This is a genomic window from Paenibacillus sp. FSL H8-0122, from assembly GCF_038005345.1.
Lineage (GTDB): Bacteria > Bacillota > Bacilli > Paenibacillales > Paenibacillaceae > Paenibacillus_AQ.
Genome location: NZ_JBBOTB010000001.1, coordinates 3,670,372 through 3,696,119 on the forward strand (window position 1 = coordinate 3,670,372; position 25,748 = coordinate 3,696,119).

The following is a 25,748-nucleotide window of genomic DNA, read 5'->3' on the forward strand; positions in this document are numbered from 1 at the left end:
ATGGAATCCAAAAAATTGGGATAGGGCCAATAATCATGGCCTTTTTTTCCGCCGGCCTTTTTCATACGATGAAGAAGGAAGGGGGTACAGTACATGTTCCACACCCGAACGGGACAAATGAAAGCGCTTCTTAGGCAGTGGCAGCTGCAAAGCATGGTGATCCCGGGCATTCTCTGGATGTTTATCTTTTGTTACATCCCCATGCTTTGGCTGATCATAGCCTTTATGGATTTCAGTATCGCGAAGCCTATGCTGGAATCTCCGTTTGTCGGGCTGAAGCATTTCCGCGATTTCCTGACAGATGACCGGTTCTGGCGCTCGATCCGCAACACCCTCGGGATGAGCAGCATCAAGCTCTTCCTCGGCTTCCCTATCCCTATTCTGTTCGCCCTGCTGCTGAATGAAATCCGCAGCCTCCGGTTCAAGCGCACGGTGCAGACGATCTCCTATCTGCCTCATTTCATCGCCTGGACGATCTTCGGGGGAATCGCGCTCAACTGGCTGGGCGAAGGCGGTGTCATTAACCAGCTGATGATGGCGCTGGGGCTGCAGGACCGGGATATTCTGTTCAACAGCGAGCCGCAGTACTTCTGGTGGATTACCTTCTTCACCGATACGCTGAAGGAGACCGGCTGGAGCGCCATCATCTACATAGCGGCCATAGCGGGCATTGATCCGGGGCTGTATGAAGCTGCCGAGCTGGACGGCGCGAACCGCTGGCAGCGGATGTGGCATATCACGATGCAGAGCATCCGCCCGACCATTGCCATCCTCTTCATCCTCGCTGTGAGCGGCATTCTCGGCAGCAACTTTGAGCAGATCTTCATGCTGAAGAACAATATGAACATGAAGATGGCGGAGAGCCTGGACCTCTACATCTACAACATGGGGCTGGTCTCCGGGCGCCATTCCTTTTCCACCGCCGTCCTGTTCGCCCGCTCGATTGTAGCGCTGGGACTGCTGCTGTTAGCCAATCAGAGCTCCAAAAGGCTTACGGGGGACAGTATTTTTTGAACACAAGAATTCACCTGGAAAGGAGACCAACGATTCATGGCAAGACATGGAGGATTTCGGCGGATCGGCTTGTTCGAGATCTTCAATACGCTCTTGATGCTGGCCGTCTGCTTCCTGACGCTGTACCCGATGTGGTTCGTGCTCGTCAATTCGCTGAATTCGCCGGAGCAGGCTTCACTCGGCACCGTCAACTGGTTCCCCTCCGAGCTGTCGCTGGCCAGCTACAGTGTAGCTTTTAACGATAAGACCTTGATGAACGGGTTCTACATCACTACAATGCGCACGGTGATCGGAACGGTGGTGCATGTGCTCTTCACGGCAATCATCGCTTACGGAATCAGCAAGACGAATCTCATCGGCCGCAAGCTCTATCTCAAAATCTCTCTGATCACCATGCTCTTCTCAGGCGGGCTCATCCCCTCCTTCATTCTCATGACGAAGCTCGGCTTGTATGACAGCTTCTGGGTGTTCATCATCCCGTCCATGTATACTTTCTTTAATATGGTCATCTTCATGAGCTTCTTCCGTACCATTCCTGATAGCCTGGAGGAGTCGGCCAAGGTAGACGGCGCTTCGGATTACGGCGTGCTGTTCCGGATTGTACTGCCTAACAGCATGGCGGTCATTGCTACCATCGCGCTGTTCTCCGCCGTCTATCACTGGAATGATTATTATCAGGGTGTGATCTACATCCATTCCCAGGAGTTGCTGCCGCTGCAGACCATGCTGTACAAAATCATCGCCGAGAACTCCATGTCCTTCATGCAGCAGCAGGCTATGGCCCAATTCGGTGCCCGTCTGCCCGGCAACTCAATCAAATTCGCCTCCATGATGGTGGCTACGCTGCCGATCCTGATCTTCTACCCCTTCATTCAGCGTTATCTGGTCAAGGGTGTGATGATCGGCGCGATTAAGGGATAACCGTAGGAAATCTAACCACATCTAACCCGAAAGGATGATTATGCTGTGAAAAGCAAACCTGTACGCCCCATCCTGGCCGCAATGATGACTGTAACCTTGGCATTAAGCATAGCCGCCTGCAGCAGCAATTCCGCCACTAAGGAGAATACGCCGACGGCTGCGCCTCAGGCCGAAGCGTCAGCGGAACCGCAGACCGAGACCAAGCTGAATGCGGAGGAGCCCGCCTGGAAGCTCGATACCAGTCCGGTGGATCTCACCTGGTTCGTCGGCGCGAACTGGTATGCCCACACCTGGGGCGAGAGCCTAGCTTCCAAGTATGTCACCGAGAAGACGGGCGTGAACGTCAAGCTGGAGGTTCCCTCGGGGGAAGCGAATGAGCAGGTTACGCTGATGATGACCTCCGGCAAGCTGCCTGACCTGATCAGCATGGGCTCCTGGGAGACCGCTGTCAAAAAACTGTGGGAGGGCGATCATGTCTATGCGCTCAATGAACTGGCCGACAAGTATGATCCCTACTTCTTCAAGGTTGCCGGTGACGGCACACTGAAGTGGTACCGGCAGGAGAACGGCAACACCTACGGAGTGCCGAATGATTCCTACAGCCCTAACCTGATGCACGAGACCGGCATGACGGCGGCCAACCAGACCTTCCTGGTCCGTAAGGATCTGTACGAGGAGATGGGCAAGCCGGACCTCAGTACCCCGGAAGGCTTCCTCAGTGCGCTGCAGCTGCTGAAGGATAAGTACCCGGAGTATAAGGGCCAGCCGATCAGCCCCTTTTTCGCCCAGGGCAATGTGCCTTACGGGATGACGGAATATCTCCAGAATCTGCTGGCGGTTCCGCATGAGAAGGATGGCAAAGTATATGACCGTATTACCGACCCTGATTACATCGCCTGGCTCAAAACCTTCCGCACAGCGTACGAGCGCGGACTGATTAACGTCGATTTCCTGGTGGATTCCGATACCCAGGTAGAGGAGAAAACAAACAATGCCCGCTACTTCATGATGATCCGCGAATGGACCGGCATGTCAGCGGTCAATCCGATGCTGGCGGCGGGGACCAACCCGGACTCCTACTACATCGCGGTTGACGGGCCGCAGAATAGCAAGGGCGAGAGCGCCAAGCTGTTCCCCGGCAACATGGACGGCTGGATGGTGACCATGATCAGCAAATCCACGGAGAACCCGGAGCGGGCGATCCGCTTCCTGACCTACCTCGCCAGTGAAGAAGGCCAGCGCGACCTGTTCCTTGGCAAGGAGGGCGAAACCTGGGATTCCGTGGACGGCAAGCCTCAGCTGAAGGCAGAGTTCGCCGACATGCTGGGCAGCAATATTGAGAAGCTGGAGAAAGAATACGGCATTCTGGACACCTACTGGATGATGCGTAACCCGGTCATCGTCAACCAGTGGAGACCGAAGAAAGCCCCGGTCATCAAGCAGATGGAGGACTTCGCGAATGCGCAGGCCGATATTGACAGCGGGATCTACAAAGGCCTGGACCCGCTCGGCGATTCCGATGTTGCCGTAGCCTGGTCACGGATCTCCCAGAACTGGGAAGAGGTGCTGCCGGAGCTGATTACGGCCAAGGATGAGGCGGCTTTTGACAAGGTGTTCGAGAGCTTCCGCTCCCGCCGCGACGGCTACGGGTTCGCGCAGGTGATGGAATACCGGCAGACCGAGCTGGATGCCCGGAAGGCCAAGATGGCGGAATAATCCGCCTGTGTAATGGAGCTGTACCGGCGGCCGTGAGGGCTGCCGGTATTTCCTGTATAGAGGAGGCTCCCCTACGGGCTGTAGCTGCTAAAATACGTGCCATATTCCCTACCAGCCCATTTATGATCTATGCTATATTACTGGGATGGAGGGGTTACCGATGAAGAAGCTGCTGACCACGTTAAGAAGGCTATACCGCAATGCCCCGATCTCGCAAAAGCTGTTCCTGGCCTTCAGCCTGATGATCGCCATCCCGGCCATTGTGGTGTCTTCCCTGTTCATCCGCAGCCAGGAGAACCAGCTCTATAAAGAGGCTATGGCCGAGGGCAGCAACCATGTCGCCCGGATGAACGAACGGCTGCGCAGCCGGCTTGAACTTCTTGAGAACGCTTCCTCAACAGCCCTGACCCAGAAGTCCTTCGTGGATTTCATCCATTCGGGCATGCGCGGGGATGGTCTGCGGCTTGTGAAATTCAAGCAGAACCAATATGAACAGATGCATAACATCATCCAGAGCCATGCGATGATTAGCAGTCTGAGCTTCTATGTAGATAACCCCGATGTCTATGAGATCTGGCCGGAAATCTATCATTACAGCAAGTTCTGGCCGCAGGATTACTGGATGACCCTCCGGGATGAAGGCGGCGCCGCCTTCCGGCTGTTCTCCTTCAAGGATGGCGCAGATACCTTGTCTTACTACCGGCTGGTGCGGCTTCAGGGCCAGCAGCAGAGGCTGCCTACGATTATGGAGATCCGGGCGCGGCATAACGTCTTGTTCAGCGATCTGCTGGAGGACAGCGGGCGGGATTTCTTCACCGTGATCATGGACAGCGCAGATGCTTCCCGTAGTGTCTACCTTCCGGGGCATGTGTTCCCGCAGAAGGCCGGAGAGAAGCTGGATGACATCCTTAGCCGGACCCATGAGCAATTGAACGTACTGGAGCAAAAGGCCCCCATTGAGGTCCATTCCGGGGACCAGACTTACTATGCGCTCTACCGTTATATCGCTCCCCTGAACGCCTATGTGGTGGACATCGCCTCCCGTCAGGCACTGATGAAAGGTCCGCGCGACGGGTATCTGCTGGTCATTGCCATCACCTCCTCCGTCCTGCTGCTGATGCTGCTGCTGGTGTCGAGGATGACCCGGCGGATCTTCCGACGCTTAGAGAAGGTGCTGGGCTCAATGCGCAAGGTGCGCAGGGGCCAGCTGGATGCCAATATTGATACCGGGCTTGGCGCGAACGAAACCGGTGACGAAATTGACTATGTAGCCGTCAGCTACAATAGTATGCTGGACGAAATCCAGCAGTTGATGACACAGGTAGTAGATAAGCAGCTTATCGCCAAGAATGCGCAGCTCCACTCTCTCCATTCGCAGATCAACTCCCACTTTCTGTACAATGCGCTGGAATCTATCAGAATGCGCGCAGAGGTGGAACGGCAGCCTGCCATCGCAGGCGCTCTCGTCTCGCTGGGGTCCCTGCTGCGTTACAGCATGCAATGGCGCAGCGATACGGTCGCGCTCAGCGAGGAGCTGGCCAATATCCGCAGCTATATCCGGTTCATCAACTTCATGGAAGGCGGGAGCACGGAGCTGTCGGCCGATCTCCCCCCGGAGGTCCAGCGCTACCGCATCCCCAAGATGTGCATGCAGCCCATTGTCGAGAACGCCGTACACCATGCAGCCCCTTCCGGCGGCAGTATTCAGATCACCATTTCGGTACGGGTAGAGAATGACAGTCTGCTGCTGATCGAGATCCGCGATGATGGCGCCGGGGTAGCTCCCCGGATGCTGGACAGCCTGCAGTCTGTGCTGCGGGGGGACTCTGACACCCCGATTATCAGCAGCAGCAGCGGGCTGGGGCTGGACAATGTACATAAGCGCCTGCAGCTCCATTACGGCACGGATTGCGGCCTGTGGATCAGCAGCGTTCAAGGGGAATATACCTGTGTAACCCTGAGGCTGCCCTGGGAAAATGAGAATCTTGGAGGTTGGTAGGCATGATCAATATTCTGGTGGTGGATGATCAAAAGCATATCCGCGACGGACTGCAGGCGATGCTCCGCCAGTTCCCGCAGCAGCCGGGGCATATGTACAGCGCCGCTAACGGGCTTGAAGCCCTGGAGCTTCTCCGGGCGCACAGCATCCAGCTCGTCATTACCGATATCCGCATGCCGGATATGGACGGCCTTGCGCTTATGGCGCAAAGCCGGCTGGAAGGCCTGAAGGCGGATTATCTGATCATTAGCGGATACAGCGATTTCGCCTATGCCCAGAAGGCCATTGAGCTCGGGGCCAAAGGTTACCTGCTCAAGCCTGTGAAGCGCGAGGACCTGCAGGTCTCGGTGGAGCATGTCTGGCAGGAGATCGAGACGCGCATATTGCTCACCAGCGATATCGAGCGGCTCTCGCAGCGTGCCCGGGAGACGGACCGCAAGGAGCTGCGGATGTATATGCAAGGTGCGGCGGGCGATGAAGCGTGGATTGCCGCGACTGAGCAGCAGAACCCGGGGCTGTGGCGCAGCTACCGCCTCTGCCAACTGCGCGAGGAGCGCTGGATTAACCAGCCGGGGGCCAGCAGCAGTCACAGCATCGAAGCTGTGGCTTACCGTGTGTACGGCAGACAGGGCTGCATCTGTCTCCAGCACCGCCCCCACCTGGTCCTGGCCGTGGATGCAGCCATAGATCCGGGAGCCTTGCCTGCTGCGCTCAGCGAAGAGCAGATCGGGGCCGTCACGGCCATGACTGAGCCGCACCAAGGATTAAGCACTCTGCCGGGCAGTTATATACAGGTGCTTGATCTGTACCGCCACAGCTTTCTTTTCCCGGATACGCGCTGCCTGCTGCCTCAGCACATCGCACGGCTGGAGCAGCACTGGGAGCTTCCTTATGAGGAACTGTATGCTCTCTTCCAGTTAACCGGCACAAGTAACAGCGGCAGAATCACCCAAGGGATCTCCAGCCTCTTCCACAAGGAGGTGCTTCAGCGCTATCACATCCGTTACACCCAGCAGCTATGCCGCGCCGTTGTCCGGATGATGGAGGATTATGAGCGTGTCATCCGTCCTTATCTGGGTGAAGAAGCGCTTGATCTGGAGTGTCTGCGCAATCTGTTCGACTATCCCGGCATCCGCGAATATATCCAGGCCTTACAGCAGCAGCTCCTGCGGCTCGACCAGTTCTACTACGAATACAAGTGCAGCTACCGCAGCTCGCAGGATCTGAATGAGGCTATCCGCTTCATCCACGAGAATTACCACAAGCCGCTGGATCTGGCGATGGTGTCCAATCATGTCTCGCTGAATTACGCCTACTTCTCCAACCAGTTCAAGAAGAATATCGGCAAGGGCTTCGCCGAATACCTGCGTGATGTGCGTCTGGGCAAAGCGCGGCGTCTGCTGGCCGAGACCGACCACAAGATCATCGAGATTGCCGCCATGGTCGGCTACGAGAGCTACAAAAGCTTCACCCGCGCCTTCCGCGAATCCATGGACATGCAGCCGACCGAATACCGTCTGCTGATCCGCCGGAAGCCTGCCAGTGAAGAGGATTACCGCGATACTGTGCTGTGAAAAAAAATCCGCCCCTGCGCCCCGCGCCAGTCACCAGCTATCGGGCGGCTGATTCAACCTATGCTCCGTCCGCTCCGCTATTTATGCGAAATTCCCAGCGCGGCCGACCTTCAGGTCCCGCGCTGGGCAGAATGTAATCGGTTTTCCGATTACATTCCCTCCCCACGCCTCTGCCATGCCCATTGTAATCGGTTTTCCGATTACATTCCCTCCCCACGCCTCCGCCATGCCCATTGTAATCGGTTTTCCGATTACATTCCCTCCCCACGCCTCCGCCATGCCCATTGTAATCGGTTTTCCGATTACATTCCCTCCCCACGCCTCCGCCATGCCCATTGTAATCGGTTTTCCGATTACATTCCCTCCCCACGCCTCCGCCATGCCCATTGTAATCGGTTTTCCGATTACATTCCCTCCCCACGCCTCCGCCATGCCCATTGTAATCGGTTTTCCGATTACATTCCCTCCCCACGCCTCCGCCATGCCCATTGTAATCGGTTTTCCGATTACATTCCGCCCACGCGCCTCCGCCACGCCCATTGTAATCGGTTTTCCGATTACATTCCGCCCACGCGCCCCGCGCCAGCCCTTCTCTGGCAGCAAAACCCAAAAAAATGGGTCAAAACAAAAAGGATTGTCCCTTTTAGCAGCTGACAAGTTTCGATAGAATAAAGATGTTCTCTCACATGTAAGCGGTTACCTTCACTACCATTTAATTAAAGGAGGGCAAGTATGAAGCGACTTTATGTTACGCAACCCGGTTTCAAGCGGAAGGTGCTTAGTCTGTTCCTGGTCCTGCTGCTGCTATCCGGCATCGGCCAGTTCCCTGCTTCAGGCATTCAGCGCGCAGAGGCCGCAGGAACCACGGTTAGTTCTATGGCTTATTTCTCAGCGGCAGACGGTCCGGTCATCTCCAAATCAGGTGTCGGCCAGGCGAGCTACGGGTTCGTGATGCCGGTATTTAACGGCGGGTCTGCGTCCTGGAGCGATGTGTCGGATGATGTAGGCGTCAGAGTCAAAGTAAATGGCAACTGGGTAGACATTGACAGCGCAGGCGGCTTTGTCTACAACCAGAACTGGGGACACTGGAGCGATGGCGGACAGAACGGCTACTGGTTCACTCTGTCTGCTACAACCGAGATCCAGCTCTACTCCAAAGCGAACAGCGGGGTTACACTGAACTACACGCTGGCTTTTCAGAACCTGAACAAGACCACCATCACTGCGATGACACCAACCCAAGGGCCGCAGATTACAGCTGGCTTCACCGGCGGGGCCGGCTTCACCTACCCTACGTTCAATAATGATCCGGCGCTCACTTATGAAGCTGTGGCCGATGACCTGAAGGTCTATGTGAAGCCGGTGAACAGCAGCACCTGGATCGATATTAACAACAACGCAGCCAGCGGCTGGATCTACGACAGCAACTTCGGTCAGTTCACCGAAGGAGGCGGCGGATACTGGTTCACGATCACCGAATCTATCAACGTCAAGCTGGAGTCCAAGACCTCATCCGCGAACGTGATCTACACCCTTACCTTCAATCAGCCCGTCAGAGCTTCCTATGTCCTATCCGCTTATGAAGGCACAGCTTTCACTGCGGATAACAACGGGTCTATCGGATTCCCTCTGCCGAAAATTGACGGGGGTGCACCGATTGGCAGCGAGCTGGGCAAATACGTCTATCAGATCAAAATCGGCGGCCAGTGGGTCGATCTGAGCAATTCCGCCCAGAGCGGCTTCGTCTATGCAGGCAACGGCTACAACAATATGTCCGCGGCCAACCAGTGGGGCTATTGGGCCGATTACGTCTATGGACTGTGGTTCCAGCCGATCCAGGAGAATATGGAGATCCGCATCGGCTATCCGTTAAACGGCCAGCAGGGCGGCAATATCGGCAGCAATTATGTGTATTATACCTTCACCGGTAACCCGAATGCTCCGCGTCCAGATGAAAGCGATCAGGAAGATATTACGTTGGGTACTCCGTCAGACCCGGCCGTAGCGGGCATGAACCTGCTCTGGCAGGATGAGTTCAGCGGAACCGCATTGGATACCAGCAAGTGGAACTATGAGCAGGGTTACTATATCACCAATGACCCTAACAGCTGGGGCTGGGGGAATAACGAGCTGCAGCATTATACGAATAGTACGGAGAATGTGTTTGTGCAGAACGGCCAGCTGAACATCCGGGCCAAGAACGATCCGAAGTCCTTCCCGCAGGACCCGAACCGCTATGCACAATACTCCTCCGGCAAAATCAACACCAAAGACCATCTGTCCTTCCAGTACGGCCGGGTAGACATCCGTGCCAAGCTGCCGACAGGCAACGGTATCTGGCCCGCGCTGTGGATGCTCCCGCAGGATGCGGCTTATGGAGCCTGGGCTGCATCCGGCGAAATTGACATCATGGAAGCCAAGGGACGGCTGCCCGGCACAACCAGCGGCGCGGTTCACTTCGGCGGACAATGGCCGGTGAACAAGTACATTGCCGGGGAATATCACTTCCCGCAAGGCCAGACCTTTGCGAACGACTATCACGTATATTCCATGATCTGGGAAGAAGATAATGTGAAATGGTATGTGGACGGCAAGTTCTTTTTCAAGGTTAACAAAGAGCAGTGGTATTCCGTTGCAGCGCCGAACAACCCTAATGCTCCCTTCGACAAGCCCTTCTATCTGATTATGAATCTGGCAGTGGGCGGACATTTCGACGGCGGACTGACTCCGGCTCCGTCCGATATCCCGGCAACGATGCAGGTCGATTATGTACGGGTGTATAAGGAAGGCAGCGGCGGCGGAAATCCTGGTAACCCGGGCAATCCGGGTACCGTTCCGGTTAGCGGCGTTACCGTAACTCCGTCCACCTCCCAGGTGGAGATTGGGCAGAATGTCCAGTTAACAGCTAACGTAGCACCTTCTGGTGCGTCCAACAAACAGGTGAACTGGAGCGTAGCGAACAGCAACATTGCATCAGTGAGCCAGAGTGGTCTTGTTACCGGAATTGCAACGGGAACCACTACCGTTACTGCAACAACCGCGGATGGTAACAAAACCTCCAGCAGCACAATCACTGTAGTCTCCCCGCCGCCAGCAACCATTGTGATCGGAGATCAGGTGCGCGGCTTGAAGAAAACAGGCAATAACCTGCTCTTCTATGTGAACGGCGCCACCTTCGCTGATCTGCATTACAAGATCAACGGCGGCGGCCAGCAGAACGTAGCCATGACCTCCGCAGGCAACGGCAATTACACCTACGCGGTCAATAACGTGCAGCAAGGCGATTTCGTAGAGTATTTCTTCACTTACAATCCCGGACAAGGGGCGCTGGACACCCCCTGGAAGACTTATGTTCACGGGGTAACCCAGGGAACCCCCGAGTAACAGCAGGATTCCTGCAAACAGATAAGTGACCGGATGAGCCGGCCGCTTCATACGGCCTCTATCACAGGGGATGAGGAAGTCTTGGACTTCTTCATCCCCTGTTTTTTGCTGTATCAGGGTGAGCTTAGAACAAGCAGAATAAATTCCCGGAAACAAAATGTGACCGGATGCCGTCCTAAAGGGTGTTATAGATAAAGGAGGGCATAACCTCATGCAGCAACCCATGACCCGGCCGGGCCATCCTGTGATGAAAAGCTACGAACAATATGCAGAAATGCTGTACCGGATTGCCCTGGTTCATCTGGGCAGCCGCCAGGATGCCGAAGAGGCTACGCAGGACACCTTCATCAAGCTGATGGAGAAGGCTCCCGTATTCAAGGATGACGAACACCAGAAGGCCTGGCTGATCCGGGTCATCACCAATCATTGCAAGAATCTGCTGGGCAGAGGCTGGCGCAAGCGCGAGGTCAAGCTCGAAGGGGTGGAGCCGGTCACGGCCGATAACCCTGAGGAGCTGGCGGTCTTGCAGCTCGTGCTGGCCCTGCCGGTGAAGTATAAGACTGTGATTCATCTGTACTATTACGAGGATTATCCCGTCCAGGAGATCAGCAGAATTCTGCAGATCAGCGAGTCTGCCGTGAAGATGAGACTTCAGCGCGGACGTCAGCTGTTAAGACTGGAACTGGAAGGAGCAGAAGCGGAATGAAGGAAGATCAGTTTCGAACCCAATACAAGAAAGCGGTGGATACTATGAGTTCAAGCAGAGAAATGAAGCAAGGTTTAGAAGGTAAAATGGAACAAAAGCGCCGTCCGCGTAAAATGGTCTATATCGCAGCAAGCGTGTTGGTCGCCGCCGGAATCGGCCTGGCCGGACCCAGCGTAATGAAGCAGCTAAATGGTACAGCTTCCCCGAATCCAGTAGCCCAGGTAGATCCGGGCACACCTTCGGCAGGGAATTCTGCCGGAGTCGTCATTCCCAAGATCGAGCTGCCGGATAAAAGCTCCGGTGCCCAGGCAGATATGATCGGCCTGGTCATCTACCAGGGAAATATCTATACCCAGGCGGCGATCCGCATTGAAGCAGCCGATGCGGCTGCACTGCGCGGGGAGAAGCTGGGCCGCACAACCAGCGGGATTGATGAATGGAGCGGCAAGGATGCGTATACAGAGATGGCCTCAAACATCGGGGAGACAGATATCTATGCTGTCAAAGGATACGATTCCGGCTTCCTGGTCATGTCTTATACAGAGGCAGACGGTCAGGTGTTCGCGGAGCTGTACGAACACACGAACGGGATTACTGTGCATAGCGGTGCCGATCTTATTGGCAAGCTGAACCTGGACGGGCGCATCGCCTCCGCCCAGTGGGAGAGCTTCGACAGCTGGAATAACGGCAAGCAGCAATACCTGCCGCTGCCCGAAGGCGCAGCGCTTAACGACTTCCTGAGCGCGCTTAATGCCGCCAAGCCGCTGTCCGCAGACTCGCTCATGGCGCAAGGCATCTATGACAATGAGGACCGCAAGCTGGTTTACCTCGAACTTGCTGACAAAGCCCGGGTAGAGCTAACCTTGTTCGGCAAGGGACTTGTGCGCTACGGCAATGCGCCAGTATTCTTCGAGGTTGAGCCCGGTGCCTTCCAGGCGCTGTGGGATAACCTAAAATAGTTCAAAGGCCATCCCGGCAGGGATGGCCTTAAGCTTTTACATACGAATAGAAAGTAAACCATCCTATACACCGCAGATTTAATCACCTAAGAGACAATTCCCGTGCTACTCTTCCATTTTCCCTTAATATACTCCTTGATCTGTTCCGCCAGCGCAGCCGGAGGTGTAGAAGTGGTGTTAAAAGTAGGCATCGGCGGATCATAATCCGTCTCCGCATGATCCAGCAGCCACTGGGCAAATACCTCATGCTGCCTAAGCATATCCTCTGTCCAGGTCGCCGCATCCTCACGGCTGCGCAGACGGGAATTGCGGGTGGCATCGTCACAATGCAGGTTAATAAAGTGCACTTCACTGAATGTGCTGTAGGCATCACATTTCTCCGCATCCCATGGCATCATAGTCCCGCAGATCACCGTCCCTCGTCCAGACAAAGCAACAGCATGGGCAGCATGTAGCAGCAGGTTGTAGCGGTCCTGGTACTCCAGCTTCTTCCCCGTCGTCCCGAAATGATCGTCATCCGTACTGAACAGAACAAATTCCGGCATCTGCTCCCTCAACTCATGCATGACCGTGGTTTTACCTACTCCGCTGGCTCCGGTGATAATGAATAATGGTAATTGGGTTCTCATATGCTCTCGATCTTAGCTCCTTCCACGCGGTATTTCTTCTCCCATTCCGACATAGCGTTGGAATCAAGCCTGATTAGTTTGGCCGGGGTATATTCGTTGCAGTGTGCCGGTTCGCTGCTGCCCGGTGTCAGATGAAGTTCTTTAATTCTGCGCACTACTTCCTCATTGGTACGAATCTCCTCCGACTCCTCCTCAGACACGACCTTCAGCGGAATCACCTGTTTAACACTGGTACCCGTTCCATCCCTGTCCGTGTAAGACAATTCAACCGCCAGACTATACTCCCCGCAAGGGACCGGCTCCCGGGTGAAGATTTCAACGTACAGGTCAGTTACTGACTGCGTATCGTTAATCCACATTCTCCCGCTGCTGTCTTCAACAGTACCATTCAGATTAGGAAACCGGTGAAGCCCTGCCGGAAGGATTAATTGTAAGCGGACATTCTGCACCCCGCCGGGCGGCGCAATCTGAAGCCAGAGATGATTCATCCCTTCTTCGTTCTCCATTGCAGATTTGGCAAAGCGGATATGGATCATACCTGCCCCTCCTCTTGAAGTAGTCTAGTAATCGTCTCAAGCATCTTCTCCTTCAGCGCCGTTGAGATGCGCGGACTAACGGAGAGAATCACATCTTCACTGATGACATGCAGCTCACTGTGGAGCATCTGATCCGACTGGTACAGCCGCAGATTATCCCCGAGCTTAATCACATCGTCCAGCGGCAGTCCCGCTAATTTCTCCTGTGCCGAAGCCAGCGTCTCGCCGCTCCTGGTCAATACAAGGATCGCCCTTAAATAATGCAAATGACTATCTGTATACGCCCTCTTATTGCCCACCAGTTCCAGCGGCGGCAACATCCCGATCTGCGTATAATACCTGACCGTCCGCAGATTCATCTGCGGATCTTCATTCTGTAGCACTTCAGCCAACTGCTTCGCAGTATACGTATTCATCGTACTCACCTCTCTTATCCAAACAAAAGTTACACTAAACTGTATTGGTTACAGTTTAGTGTAACTACATTGTGTTGTCAATATTCATTTTTGACAGAGTGAAGTGAAATACTATCTCATCCTAAATTCCTTTATTAATATAGTAATTCATAATTTTATATATAATACTTTACATATGGATATTTATTCTGTAATATTTAATAATATCCTAATATTTGAAATGGAGTGAGAATTTATGAATAAGAAATTGCTCGCCGGGTTATTGACTGTATCTGCCTGTTTTTCTTTAGGATCGACATCCTTTGCTTCTAGCGTTGAAACCACTCTGGCTCCCAACGCATTCCTTCCAACTAATGTTGCTCAATCCGCGCCTAATGATTATGTTCGCGATTTAACAATTGCTGTAGGTGAAACTGTTGAATTTTACCCTTATCTATGGCATTTCCTTCGGTGGGATGGTAGTTTGCTAGTAACAGAAGATGGAAGATTCATTGGTTTATCTCCAGGGTATTCGGTTGTAGCTGCTGAGATCACTCCACAAGGTGATAGATTGATATTTAAAGTAACTGTACAATAACTCCTAATATTCATCATTTATGCAATTATTAAAATTATAAAACACCCGCGCCGACCAGGGACTGTCCCCTTAATGTTGGCTAGGGTGTTTTTTAGCTAATAGTTTCCTAGTCGAAAGAATTCACAATAATAATTTAGGCCCATACAGCGCAGCCAATCCCCTACTTCCCTTATGCTATACTACCTTTATCACCAGGAAAGAGGACCACAACAATGGATATACGAAAATTACAATACTTCGTTGCGGTGGCGGAAGAGCTTCATTTCCATCGTGCCGCAGAGAAATTAAATATGACACAGCCTCCGTTGACTCAGCAGATTCAAGCGCTGGAACAAGAGCTTGGCGTGAAGCTGTTTGAACGGAACAAACGTCAAGTCCGCCTCACACCAGCGGGATCTGTTTTTTGGGAGGAAGCCACCCGGATCTTATCTCAACTGGAGCGGTCTATTCGAACGGTACAACTGGCAAGCCAAGGCATCATTGGACATTTAAATATAGCTTTCATCGGTTCAGCAGAGGGCGGCATCATGGTCGATGTGCTCAAAATATTCCGGCAACGGTTCCCTCAAATACAGCTGAACCTGCTGGAGATGACTTCTGCCCAGCAATGGCAGGCCTTGCATGACGGCAACATCCATATTGGATTCCTTCGCTTCATTGAGCCGGCCAAGAACATTAGTCATTGCAGCCTGATCAACGAAACTCTGGTTGCCGTGTTGCCTGATCAACATCCGCTGGCCAAGCTTCCTGCATTGCCAGTGTCCGCTTTGCGTTCCGAGCCTTTTATTTTCTTTCCGCGTAAGCACGGTCTTCCTTTTCATGATCTGATTATGGGCTTCTGCGCTGAGCATGATGTTTACCCTCAGGTTGTACAGGAAGCCGTGCAGATGTATACCATTGTTAACCTTGTGGCAGCGAACCTGGGGGTTTCCATTGTCCCTTCTTCAGTTTCCGTCTTCCAGCGCAGCGGGGTCGTGTTCAGACCCTTCGAAGAAAATGCGCCGCCTGTTCCCTTCTACGCTGCCTGGAGAACGGATACGAATCAGGCCATCCTCTCTGCATTTATAGAGATTTTACAAGAGCATAATTCCAGGTGAAAGGTGAGCGGACAGCGTTACTCACCCGGTTTTTGCAGGATCACGCTCAACCAGTCCCTCTAATATTCTGTCGATCTCACTCAGCAAATCAGGTTCAAGAAGCACCCCCGAAGCCTTCACATTCTCTTGTACCTGCTCTGGTCTGGATGCCCCAATGATTGCAGCCGACACCTGCGGATTCTGCAGCACCCATGCTATGGCTAATTGCGGAAGCGTCAGCCCCGCCTCGTGTGCAAGTGAGGACAGCCGGGATACAGCCGTAAGAACCTCTGTGTGCAGCCACTGGCCAGCCAATCGTTGAAAAAACGGAGAACCCGCTGAAGTCGAAGCACGGGACCCCTGCGGGACAGGTTGATTCGGCAGATATTTTCCCGACAAAATGCCTTGGGCCAGCGGTGACCAGACAACCTGCCCGATCCCTTCCCGCTCAGAAGCCTGAATAACCTCCGCTTCAATTACCCGCCATAGCATCGAATATTGCGGCTGGCTGGCCACCAGAGGAACCCTCAGCTCCCGGGCCAACACCGCGGCTTGTGTGATCTGTTCCGCCGTCCATTCGCTGATCCCCACATACAGAACCTTCCCTTGACGCACCAGATCAGAGAAGGCCAGGAAGCTCTCCTCCAGCGAAACCTTTTTATCAAATCTATGGGCATAATAAATATCTATATAATCCGTCTGCAGCCTGTTTAACGAGGAGTTACAAGCTTCCATAATATGCTTCCGGGATAGACCACGGTCATTAGGTCCTGTTCCTGTAGGCTGATAGACCTTAGTACATAACTCGATGCTTTCGCGCCGCACTCCTGATAAGACTTGCCCCAGCACCGTCTCCGCCTTCGTGTCCGAATACACATCTGCGGTGTCAAATGTAGTAATTCCCGCTTCCAACGCAGCATGAACACAAGCCTTGGCTGTGTCATAATCCACTTGAGCCCCATGCGTAATCCAGTTTCCAAAAGCAATCTCACTGACCGATAAGCCGCTGGCACCCAATTTCCGATATTCCATCTTCATTACCTCCTTTTAATAGCCATTTAAGCGTAACAAATCACTATTAATAGGTGAAATATCATTTAACGAGTATTTTGATATGAAAAAAGTATCACAGATCCATTCGCTTCGTTCTCCTAGTTGAACCAGGCTCAACATGCAAAGACCCCCCCAGCACTCGGAGAGGCTCTCTTAGATCTATAGTGTAACTACTGTCTGCTCATACAACTCCCCATCTACCCCACCCACAAACGGCGTCCACTCCCCCGCAGTATACAACTGCAGCCGGTGCATAGCCCGAGTACATGCCGTATAAAAAAGCTTCCGCTCACTCTCCCTGTGATACGTCTGCGGGGAGGCGTCATAGATCAGTACGGCATCGAACTCCACGCCTTTGGCGAGATAGGCGGGGATTACCTGTATTCCTCGTTCAAAAGTTGGCGTATTCTTCGTAATCAGCCTCAGCTCCGGGGCGCTACCTCGAGCCGTCAGGCACTCATAAGCTTCTCTGCTCTCTGCGGCCGTCTTCGTAATCACAGCGATGGAGCTATAGCCTTCAGCCTGAAGCTCCGCGAGATCTTTCACGATTCGCTCCGCCCTCAACTCATGATTGTCCAGCTTAGCCAATACAGGCTTCCGGCCCCTCCGCTCAAAAGCCACAATCGCCTCGCCGCCGGGCAGCAGCCGCTTCGTGAACTCCACAATCTCAAAGGTCGAGCGGTAGCTGCGGACCAGCAGGAACTGGTTAGTCTCTTCTTCTCCATAGAGCTTTAGCAGCGGTGAGCTGCTTCCATACAGATTCGTCGCCTGCGTGAAGATCGCCTGGCCGAAGTCTCCCAGCACCGTCATGCGGGCACGCGGAAACAGCTTTTTGAGGAACTCATACTGGAACATGGAATAATCCTGGCCTTCATCCACGAAAATATGCCGCACCTGCGTATTCGTCCGCACACCCTCGATCAACTCTTTTAAATACAAATACGGGGTCGCATCTTCATACCAGAGTGTCCCGCTATCCAGCATCTTCCGGGTCTGCGCACAGATCTCCGGCCATAGCTCCGGTACCTCCGCTTCACCTGTCATTTCCCTGTAGGCCGTTTCATCACTGAACAATTGACGGTAGAGCCCGGCCATGTCGATAAAGGTGAACTTCCTGATCCCCCGTCTCAGCGGTTTGAACTGCTCCTTCACGATCATCTCTCCCAGCAGCGCCTCCTCCCGCTCGGCGTAATCGAAGTCCCCTTCATCCTGCTCCCGCTTATGCACCAGCAGCTCCTGCAGGCGAAGGTATTTCTCCGCGAAGTCGAACACGCCCTTCTCTCTGTGCAGCTTACCGTGCACTTCAGCATATTGGTCATTGTCGAGGTAATTCATCTCTTCCTCTACCCAGGCTGCCCCTTGCTCCTCCTTCTGTAGTCCCGCCAGCTCGGTGAGCAGCCATTTCTGCACCAGCTCCACCCGGTTCGGCAGACGAATCGAAGGATCATAGCTGTACAGCTTGCTCTTGATCTGCTGCCCCGAGATTAACACGCGGTCCCGGAAGCAAATGTCCTTGAACAGCATCCCCTCCAGCTTCAGCCACTGCGCATAACCCTGAAGTGCCCGGAGGAAGGCTTCCGACGCCTTATATCCGACTCCCTTAAGACGGGCTTCATAACCCTCTTCCTGCTGAGCGGTAAGCACGTATTCCATCTGATCGAACGAATCTTCTATCCGGTAATCCTGACCCAGCCACGTTTCCAGATACTCCTGAAAGGTCGTCTGCTGCATATTCTCTTCACCCAGCTCCGGAAGAACGGTGGATACATAGCTGTTGAACATCGGGTTCGGGGAAAATAATACGATCTGATCCGCCGTGAGCCGCTCCCGGTGTTTGTACAGCAGATAGGCTACGCGCTGGAGCGCTGCCGAGGTTTTGCCGCTGCCCGCCGCTCCTTGCACAATAAGCATCCGGCTGGTATCGTTACGGATAATCGCGTTCTGCTCGGCCTGAATCGTGGCTACGATGCTCTTCATTTGTGAATCTGCGCCTTTGCCAAGCACCTGCTGGAGCAGTTCATCTCCGATTGTAACGCTAGAATCGAACAAATGCTGGAGCTGACCGTCACGGATCTGGTACTGCCGCTTCAGTTCCATCGTTCCGCTAATCCGTCCTCCAGGTGTGTCGAAGGCTGCTTTTCCCGGCGGATAGTCGTAGTACAGGCTCGCAATCGGGGTCCGCCAGTCATAGACCACGAAGCTCAGACCATCCTCTTCGATGAAGGAGGACACTCCGATATAGACCTGTTCCACAGCCTTCTGACCCTCCTCATGAAAATCTATCCGCCCAAAATAAGGCGACGGCAGCAGCCGTTGCATATTCTTCCATTGCCGCAGCTTCCGCGCATGACTGCGTTCCCGTTCTGACAGGACTGCGTCCTGCTGGGTAATGGTGAAGAAGCTCTCTTCGAAATCCTCCTCCGTACTCGTATTGACCGTTACCTCTTCCCAGAATCTCCGGCGGATGTCTGTGGCCTGCTCCTTCAGCTGCCCGACCTCCGGCTCCAGCTCAGCGATCCCCGCTTTCAGCTTCTCCTTCACCTGATCCAGCCACTCCTGCTCCTGCTCCCAGCTGCTTACCTTCTCCATCACCTGATCACTCCTCTTTCTTGAAATAGTCCCAAACAGGCGGGTTGACAAACCGGATGTCCCTTTGCTATAATTAAAATATAAATAAGATGCGTTACCTCCGATCTGATTTTTAAAAATAGTCAACAGTCTTCTAACATTAGCATATTATTTCTTTGTATGCAATACTTCCTGAATCATAAATAACCCTGGCGCTTGCGCCAGGGTTTTGTTGTTTAGGTGATAACCTGTCCTTGTATTGCCCGCTATCCCCCGCTGAAACGGCTAACCGTCTGCTCACCAGCACAGCCGTTACAACGGCCGCTCAATCTCAAAAATCTCCCCGATCCCCGCATAGTTATTCCCGGCCAGACGGCTGACCGCCCCTAATGCCACCGGATTAATTCTCCCCTGTTCGTAGATCGCCTCGTCCAGATGAAACTGCACGATCCTGCCGATCAATAGATCAGTATTTGGCAGCTCCAGACACTGCTCAAGGACACATTCCATCCGCACCTTCGCTTCCTGAACGCCGGGAACCTTAATGCGCAGGCTATCTACAGGCGTCATTCCGGCTAAGGTTATCTCACTCTGATCCGGCGGCAAAGGCGCGGCGGTCATATTCACCTGTCCGACATTCTGCTCATCCACAATATGAACCACAAACTCCTTCATTTGCTTAATGTTGCGTGCAGTATCCTTCGACTGGCCCCCGGCATGCTGAATAGAGATAGAGATCATCGGCGGATTGGAGGATACGATATTGAAGTAGCTGAACGGCGCACCGTTCAAGACCCCTCCCTCCGACAAGGTGGTTACAAAAGCAATCGGACGCGGGATAATTGTCCCGATCAGAAGCTTATAATTATCCCGTTCGGTGCCCTGCTGCGGATCAATAGGGATCATGCTCATGCCTCCTTTTTAATGTCAAAGCAGATTAGTCAAGCGCTCTTACAGTAACCGGCAGCAGAACTTGTTCAATCTTTGCTCTGTGCGGCTCGTATTGTTCCGGCAGCATCAGGCTGGTCCCCATCGTCTCCGGCGTTTCATCATGAGCGAAGCCCGGAGGATCGGTAGCGATCTCGAACAGAATCTCCCCATGCTCTCTGAAGTAGATAGCGTTGAAATAATTTCGGTCCTGCACCGGCGTTACCCCATATCCATTATCATGCACATAATCCTGCCATTCAAGCTGATCCTGGTCATCCTTCGCTCTCCAGGCAATATGGTGGACAGAGCCAACCCCCATTTCACCACGCGGTACAGCCGTCACCTTCAGCTCAATCACATTGCCCAGATCCGCAGCCGAGCGGTAGCGGGCGACATCGCCTTCCTGCCCCACGAATGTAAGTCCCATCACCTTCTCCAGCAGCTCAGCGGTTTGTTCCGGATGAGTGGACAGCAGTGTCGCGCCGCCGAAGCCCTTGATTGCCACCTCCGGTGTTACTCCGCTGAAGGTCCATTCATTACGCTCACCCGCCTCCCGTTCCACCAGCTCCAGATGCAGGCCGTGCGGATCATCGAATTCCAGGTACAGCTCCCCGAACCGCTCCATCTCTGTGTAAGCCACCTTGAATGCCGTGAGCCGCTCTCTCCAGAACGCCATCGCCTGGGCCGGAATCACATACGAAGTAACGCCAACCTGGCCCCCGCCGATCTTACCCTGATACGCATCCGCCCACGGGAAGAAGGTAATGATGGTTCCCGGCTTACCGCCATCATTGCCGAAGTAGAAATGATACGTTCCCGGATCATCGAAATTGACCGTTTGCTTCACCAGCCGCAGCCCCAGTACCCCTGCATAAAAGTCCATATTCTCCTGCGGATGCCCGACAATCGCGGTGATATGATGAATACCCATGGTTTGTTTGTTCATTTGAATTGCCTCCTAAGTTAATAAAATCGAATTATATCTTTACTTTAAGATATTTGTTTAAATATTATCTTTAAGTTAAGATAATTTATATCCTCACTTTACTTTCTATAGTTACAGTTGTCAAGTACTTGAGTACAATAAATAGCCCCTTCCTAAGAAGAGGCCGCTGAACTAATAGTTTTTGAACACATTTTACTAGATGAACAGTGACAATCCTGCACATATTGCAACATTCTGCTCACTCTAAGGCCCGTAATCAAAAAATGTTGCACAAAAGGCAGCTTCTCCGCCTCCACCAGACAGCTGGACGGGACTATTCCTGCTTTTTATACAACATTTCTCCCGAATACTTAGGTATTAATCAACCAGAGTTGCAATTTATGCAGTATTTCTTAGCTATCAGCATTAACTTTACTTAACAAGCTTTTTCTCATAAAAGCACAAGGTCATCTTATCATTGATTTCCCGGATTTCATCGGTCCTTCTGTAGCCCAGCTTCTCATACAAATAGCAGTTCCGCTCCTCCTGCACGACGGTCGCCAGCCCCCACATTTTCGCATCCGAATAGATTTCTTCAATCCGGGCGAATGCCTGCTGGGCGATGCCTTGGCCTTGGGATTGCGGAACTACACATAATTGACCGAGCCAGTAATGATGCTCTTCTATTTTCTTGACTCTAATACTGCCTACAGCATTCCCGGCGTTTCGGATGATATAGTAATCAACAAATTCCTGATTCATCCGTTCTACGAGTCTCTCCAACGTTTCATTAGCCGGATTTGTCTCATAATCCTGATATTTCTCTAAGAGCGGCATGAAGGCCTCAAGCTGCAACGCATGAATCGCCGCCGCATCCTCCACTGTAGCTTTACTTAGTGTAACCTCTGACTTTTTCATAGTCCCCCCAATTTCATGGCCTATACACATAATCCCAATGTTCACCTTTAAGTACGGAACCAGGACCCAAGTGCCGCTTCTGCTGCAAAATAAAACCAACGCGCTCATACATCCGCTGGGCGGGGATTAGATCGTCATTAGTGGTCACTACAATGTGCTGCACTTCATTCTGCAGAATACGATGAACCGCTTCTTGAAGCTGCAGGGTGCTGTAGCCCTTGCCTTTGTTGGCAGTCGCAATACAGTTATGGCCGATTTCAGCGTACAGGGGCATCTTCCGCGGGTCCCAGGATACAAAGCCTATCGCCTCACCGTCCAGCGTAGTCATGAACCCATATTGATCCGCAATATGCAGATTGTCAAAGAAGAAACAGTCGAACTCCTGCCAATTCTCCAGACAGCTCTGCTCATACCTGCGGTCGAAGGAATAGGCATCCTTCAATAATTCAAGCAATGTTCCCCGTTCAAACAGGCTGATCTTACTGAATTCAATGCTCATTTACTTCCCTTCTTTTCTTGGGTTCAGCTACAATGATTTCAACACTACAGGTTCCAGCAGACTAAGATCATACAGGTTGCCGCTGCCCGCAGGGCAGTCATTGCGGATATGCTCTTCCAGGCAAAGTCTGCTGCGGTCCGAGCGGTACTTTTGGCTATGGGCTAAATGATCCATCAGCATCTTCCAGGAGCCGCCAATGTCTTCGCTGCTGTCCAGCTTGGCGTATAGCCCCCCGGGCAGGGTCATTTCCTTGAAGGGTTCCGGCACGGTGGTTCCATCAGGAATTGTCGCACACATTCCATAGCCATAGGGTTTACCTGCACCACTTGGCATAGGCTTCATATTCCCGCCGAATAACCGCGCCGTGCCCAGGAGCTTTGCGGATTCCAACCAATCCATGATAGGACCCATCGCTTTGTCTTCCGGAGACTGGTCCACCACGATATGATAAGCTACTCTCATCTCCGGCAATGTAATCACTTTGAATGTTGACCGCTCGGTTACATTACTCATAAAGACATTCTCCATTTCGCTAAGCAGTTCCTCCTGAATGGAGGCCCTCTTATTAGAAGTATTCAGGTAATCGAGTACCTGATGTAATTGCTCTCCCACCCGTTCGAGTTCTTCTTGGTGCACCTGCAGCGCGATTGTCCTGTTCTGTATAACCTGCTTAAGCACAGACACAGAACCCTTCTCCAGAATAGGCTGTATTTCTCTGATCGGAATATCCATTCTCCGCAGCAGCGCTGTGATCCTGATACACTTAAGCGCATGTTCATCGTATGTACGCCAGCCGGAAGATACCTCTCTCTTACTCTGAAACAATCCTTCCGCTTCCCAGTGCCGCAAGGTTCGGCTCGTCAGCCCGAGTTGCTCCGACAATTGCTGTATGGTAACAACAGTCTTGTTCATTTCACCCTCCTCTCTTAGCTATCCTATCACTTGACGCCGCGGCAACTTCAAGGGGCTAATCGGGTGTATCCGAAAAAAAACTTCTCCCCGCGTGCACAACAAGCGGACTACAGCTTCTGAAACATCCTCTCTCCGTTGATCTGGATATATCTGTACATACCGGCGCACACCGCTGCCATTAGAATGCCGTATCCCAGGAGGATGAGATTTCCGCCCACCCCAGGAAGAAGCATGAACAGTACGGCGGGAACAGCCAGCGTGAGAACGCCGATAACCATCGTTACCAGCACCGACGCACTCTGCTTGATCGCCGCAACTTCACTGGTCCAGTCGAGCTTGGGCAGCTTCAGGTTCACCATAACGCCCAGTAGGGCGGAATAGCAGGCATAGATTACCGGAACGGCCAGCATTAATATACTTTCCATCCACCCGGCACGCAGAGTATAGGCCAGCAGCCCCCAGCTTACAGCTGTAATGGGTAACGTAATGGTGAGATTCACCGCCACTTTGCTGAATACAATCGCCGGTTTGGGCACGGGCGAGCTGGTCAAGATCCACAGATGATTTCCTTCCAGCGAAATGGAGCAGGCCGTGGTGCAGCTCAGAACAACAAACAGAGAGATCACCAGCGGACTCAGCGTACTTAGGGAGTCCGACAGCTGCGGGATGTCAAGTATAGTTCCCAGCTGCTCTGAGCTGACGAATAATAAGGAAATGGACATCATCAGGAGCAGCACCATGCCGATCCCTGTGTTCAGCACATAATTGACTGAGCTGAAATAACGCCGAAGCTCCTTCAGATACAAGGCCTTGAATGCTGAATTAGCCTGTAGCGGCTTCATCGTATATCCGCGGCTTGCCCGGCTGGTCATAAGCCCTGTATGAATCGCCTTATACCGGGTCGCCAGCAGGATTGAGAAGAGCATGAAGACCAGCACAGACACCGCGATGAAGAAGAGCAAGGCACTTACACGGTACGAGCAGACCGCATCAACGTACAGGGAAGCCGGAGGATACACCCTGAAGATCATATCACCCAAGGCGGCTCCAACATCTGCAATCGCCTGCTGCCCTTGATTGAGCGTGAACGAGCCCAGCATCAGCACAATGATGAAGGCGAACGTGAGAATCATATTCAGGATTTTGCTCGCCCGGAACCGGGACGAGACCCAACTAATGAGGGTGCCCACAAGCGCAGCCGCTATAATCGGCAGCAGATTAATGAAGAAGAGCGTCAATAGGAAAAACAGGTAGAACAGCACGCCCGGCTTCACATGTATCGCATACACCGCCCCCGCCGGAAGCATGACCAGCAGCGTGAAGAACAGATTCATCACATAAAGCTGAAGCACACGGCTCGCCACCACATGGCTGGTCTTCACGGGAAGCGACATGATCATATCGTAGTCTTTGTAACTGAATAATACCCCGCTTGCCTTATAGACCGTAGTGAAGAAGCCGACCAGCGAAGTGACCGCCATCATCACTGCCAGCAATAAGTCCATCCGCCCAAGCTGCTCGAACGACTGCGCCATCATGAAGCTGTAGCCGAATGACACGGCTCCGATCATGAGTATCCCGGCTATCATCGCAATGCTGAGCAACAGCGCCTTCCGTCTCTCCGCAGGGTCTTTCGTATGCAGCGCTTTATTGAGGCCGAAGGAGGACAATAGCTGCAGCTTCGTTAATCTCCAGACATTAATCATGATCGATCAGCTCCATGAATACATCCTCCAGGCTGTTCTCGCCCCTGACCTCTTCGGTCTTACCATGGGCAATCAGCCGTCCGCCTTTGATGATCGCAATCTTATTGCAGAGCTTCTCAGCAGTATCCAGCACATGCGTGGAGAAGAAAATCGCACTGCCTCTGCTGCACACATCTGCCATGATCGTCTTCAGCGTATGCGCAGCCTTCGGATCAAGGCCCACAAAAGGCTCATCCAATACTAACAGCTTCGGCTCATGAATCAGCGCAGAGATGATGGCCAGCTTCTGCTTCATGCCGTGGGAATACGAGGAGATCAAGTCGCCCAGACTGGCTGTGAGCTGGAAGGCATCGCCGTATTGCCCGATCAGCCGCTCCCGGGTGGACTTCGATACACTGAAGAGATCGCCGATGAAATTCAGGTACTGAATCCCCGTCAGGTGATCGTACAGGTCCGGGTTATCCGGGATGTAGGCAATTTTCGCCTTGCAGGCTAACGGATCTTTTTTAATTGAGATGCCGTCAATTTCAATCTCCCCTTGTTCAAAATCAAGCACGCCCACCACAGCGCGAATCGTCGTGGTCTTGCCTGCCCCGTTATGCCCGATGAAGCCGTAGATATCGCCCCGTTCAACCTCAAGGCTAAGATCATCCACCGCCTTTGCGCCGCCTTTATAACTCTTCGTAAAATTCTTGATGGTCAGCATTTCCTCTCACCTCTTCCTTGGTGT

The 25,748-nt window shown here is 53.0% G+C and carries 23 protein-coding genes; 10 read left to right on the forward strand and 13 right to left on the reverse strand.

The features are described from left to right. Window positions 1-93: 93 nt before the first annotated feature. From NSS64_RS16140 to NSS64_RS16160, 5 genes are all read left to right on the forward strand, one after another. On the forward strand, window positions 94-1,014 hold the full coding sequence (locus NSS64_RS16140; protein ID WP_341140769.1) for an ABC transporter permease: 921 nt from the start codon (window positions 94-96) through the stop codon (window positions 1,012-1,014). 36 nt (window positions 1,015-1,050) lie between these two features. Beyond that, window positions 1,051-1,935 carry a carbohydrate ABC transporter permease gene (locus NSS64_RS16145; RefSeq protein ID WP_341140770.1) on the forward strand — a complete coding sequence of 295 codons (885 nt, stop codon included), beginning with the start codon at window positions 1,051-1,053 and terminating at the stop codon, window positions 1,933-1,935. Window positions 1,936-1,980: 45 nt separating this feature from the next. After that, window positions 1,981-3,651, forward strand: a complete 1,671-nt coding sequence (locus tag NSS64_RS16150) for an extracellular solute-binding protein (RefSeq protein WP_341140771.1) — start codon at window positions 1,981-1,983, stop codon at window positions 3,649-3,651. A gap of 160 nt (window positions 3,652-3,811) precedes the next feature. Continuing rightward, the gene (locus NSS64_RS16155; protein WP_341140772.1) at window positions 3,812-5,650 is read left to right on the forward strand and encodes a sensor histidine kinase; all 1,839 of its coding nucleotides are present in this window, start codon (window positions 3,812-3,814) and stop codon (window positions 5,648-5,650) included. 2 nt (window positions 5,651-5,652) lie between these two features. Beyond that, a complete protein-coding gene (locus NSS64_RS16160) occupies window positions 5,653-7,224 on the forward strand; it encodes a response regulator (RefSeq protein ID WP_341140773.1) in 1,572 nt (523 codons plus the stop codon). Between the two features lie 81 nt (window positions 7,225-7,305). Here the strand turns inward: NSS64_RS16160 and NSS64_RS16165 are convergent, their stop codons facing one another. After that, window positions 7,306-7,827 (reverse strand): hypothetical protein, encoded by a 522-nt coding sequence (locus NSS64_RS16165; protein WP_341140774.1) that lies wholly within the window; start codon window positions 7,825-7,827, stop codon window positions 7,306-7,308. Between the two features lie 129 nt (window positions 7,828-7,956). Between NSS64_RS16165 and NSS64_RS16170 the strand changes: the two genes are divergently transcribed. The 3 genes from NSS64_RS16170 to NSS64_RS16180 all read left to right on the forward strand — a co-directional run bounded on the left by NSS64_RS16170 (window position 7,957) and on the right by NSS64_RS16180 (window position 12,273). Then, window positions 7,957-10,608: a family 16 glycosylhydrolase gene (locus NSS64_RS16170; protein ID WP_341140775.1), complete on the forward strand. Its 2,652-nt coding sequence runs from the start codon at window positions 7,957-7,959 to the stop codon at window positions 10,606-10,608. Window positions 10,609-10,819: 211 nt separating this feature from the next. Continuing rightward, window positions 10,820-11,314 (forward strand): RNA polymerase sigma factor, encoded by a 495-nt coding sequence (locus NSS64_RS16175; RefSeq protein WP_341140776.1) that lies wholly within the window; start codon window positions 10,820-10,822, stop codon window positions 11,312-11,314. After that, window positions 11,311-12,273, forward strand: coding sequence for a hypothetical protein (locus NSS64_RS16180; protein ID WP_341140777.1), 963 nt, complete (start codon window positions 11,311-11,313; stop codon window positions 12,271-12,273). The genes NSS64_RS16175 and NSS64_RS16180 overlap by 4 nt, the downstream gene beginning before the upstream one ends. An 86-nt stretch (window positions 12,274-12,359) precedes the next feature. Here NSS64_RS16180 and NSS64_RS16185 read toward each other — a convergent pair whose 3' ends face one another. From NSS64_RS16185 to NSS64_RS16195, 3 genes are read right to left on the reverse strand one after another with little or no spacing between them, the layout of a single operon-like run. Then, window positions 12,360-12,902: an AAA family ATPase gene (locus NSS64_RS16185; protein WP_341140778.1), complete on the reverse strand. Its 543-nt coding sequence runs from the start codon at window positions 12,900-12,902 to the stop codon at window positions 12,360-12,362. Next, window positions 12,899-13,438 (reverse strand): hypothetical protein, encoded by a 540-nt coding sequence (locus NSS64_RS16190; RefSeq protein ID WP_341140779.1) that lies wholly within the window; start codon window positions 13,436-13,438, stop codon window positions 12,899-12,901. Before NSS64_RS16190 ends, NSS64_RS16185 begins: the two co-directional genes overlap by 4 nt. Further along, window positions 13,435-13,854, reverse strand: a complete 420-nt coding sequence (locus NSS64_RS16195) for a MerR family transcriptional regulator (RefSeq protein WP_341140780.1) — start codon at window positions 13,852-13,854, stop codon at window positions 13,435-13,437. The genes NSS64_RS16190 and NSS64_RS16195 overlap by 4 nt, the downstream gene beginning before the upstream one ends. 235 nt (window positions 13,855-14,089) lie before the next feature. Here NSS64_RS16195 and NSS64_RS16200 point away from each other — a divergent pair, with 235 nt between their 5' ends. Further along, window positions 14,090-14,431: a hypothetical protein gene (locus tag NSS64_RS16200; protein ID WP_155991631.1), complete on the forward strand. Its 342-nt coding sequence runs from the start codon at window positions 14,090-14,092 to the stop codon at window positions 14,429-14,431. 212 nt (window positions 14,432-14,643) lie between these two features. Next, window positions 14,644-15,528 (forward strand): LysR substrate-binding domain-containing protein, encoded by an 885-nt coding sequence (locus NSS64_RS16205; protein ID WP_341140781.1) that lies wholly within the window; start codon window positions 14,644-14,646, stop codon window positions 15,526-15,528. 21 nt (window positions 15,529-15,549) lie between these two features. On the opposite strand, the gene NSS64_RS16210 is transcribed toward NSS64_RS16205, so the two are convergent. The 9 genes from NSS64_RS16210 to NSS64_RS16250 form a co-directional block, all read right to left on the reverse strand. Next, window positions 15,550-16,539 (reverse strand): aldo/keto reductase family protein, encoded by a 990-nt coding sequence (locus NSS64_RS16210; protein ID WP_341140782.1) that lies wholly within the window; start codon window positions 16,537-16,539, stop codon window positions 15,550-15,552. Between the two features lie 180 nt (window positions 16,540-16,719). Then, window positions 16,720-19,149: an RNA polymerase recycling motor HelD gene (helD, locus tag NSS64_RS16215; RefSeq protein ID WP_341140783.1), complete on the reverse strand. Its 2,430-nt coding sequence runs from the start codon at window positions 19,147-19,149 to the stop codon at window positions 16,720-16,722. A 291-nt stretch (window positions 19,150-19,440) separates the two neighbouring features. After that, a complete protein-coding gene (locus tag NSS64_RS16220) occupies window positions 19,441-20,034 on the reverse strand; it encodes a flavin reductase family protein (protein ID WP_340992422.1) in 594 nt (197 codons plus the stop codon). A 31-nt stretch (window positions 20,035-20,065) separates the two neighbouring features. Further along, window positions 20,066-21,004, reverse strand: coding sequence for a ring-cleaving dioxygenase (locus tag NSS64_RS16225; protein ID WP_341140784.1), 939 nt, complete (start codon window positions 21,002-21,004; stop codon window positions 20,066-20,068). Between the two features lie 411 nt (window positions 21,005-21,415). Then, on the reverse strand, window positions 21,416-21,901 hold the full coding sequence (locus NSS64_RS16230) for a GNAT family N-acetyltransferase (RefSeq protein WP_341140785.1): 486 nt from the start codon (window positions 21,899-21,901) through the stop codon (window positions 21,416-21,418). A gap of 13 nt (window positions 21,902-21,914) precedes the next feature. Beyond that, a complete protein-coding gene (locus tag NSS64_RS16235; RefSeq protein ID WP_340941628.1) occupies window positions 21,915-22,400 on the reverse strand; it encodes a GNAT family N-acetyltransferase in 486 nt (161 codons plus the stop codon). A 27-nt stretch (window positions 22,401-22,427) separates the two neighbouring features. Further along, window positions 22,428-23,312 (reverse strand): MerR family transcriptional regulator, encoded by an 885-nt coding sequence (locus NSS64_RS16240; RefSeq protein WP_340941629.1) that lies wholly within the window; start codon window positions 23,310-23,312, stop codon window positions 22,428-22,430. Between the two features lie 107 nt (window positions 23,313-23,419). Next, window positions 23,420-25,018 (reverse strand): hypothetical protein, encoded by a 1,599-nt coding sequence (locus NSS64_RS16245; RefSeq protein WP_341140786.1) that lies wholly within the window; start codon window positions 25,016-25,018, stop codon window positions 23,420-23,422. Continuing rightward, the gene (locus tag NSS64_RS16250) at window positions 25,011-25,724 is read right to left on the reverse strand and encodes an ABC transporter ATP-binding protein (protein ID WP_340941631.1); all 714 of its coding nucleotides are present in this window, start codon (window positions 25,722-25,724) and stop codon (window positions 25,011-25,013) included. The genes NSS64_RS16245 and NSS64_RS16250 overlap by 8 nt, the downstream gene beginning before the upstream one ends. Window positions 25,725-25,748: the final 24 nt, after the last annotated feature.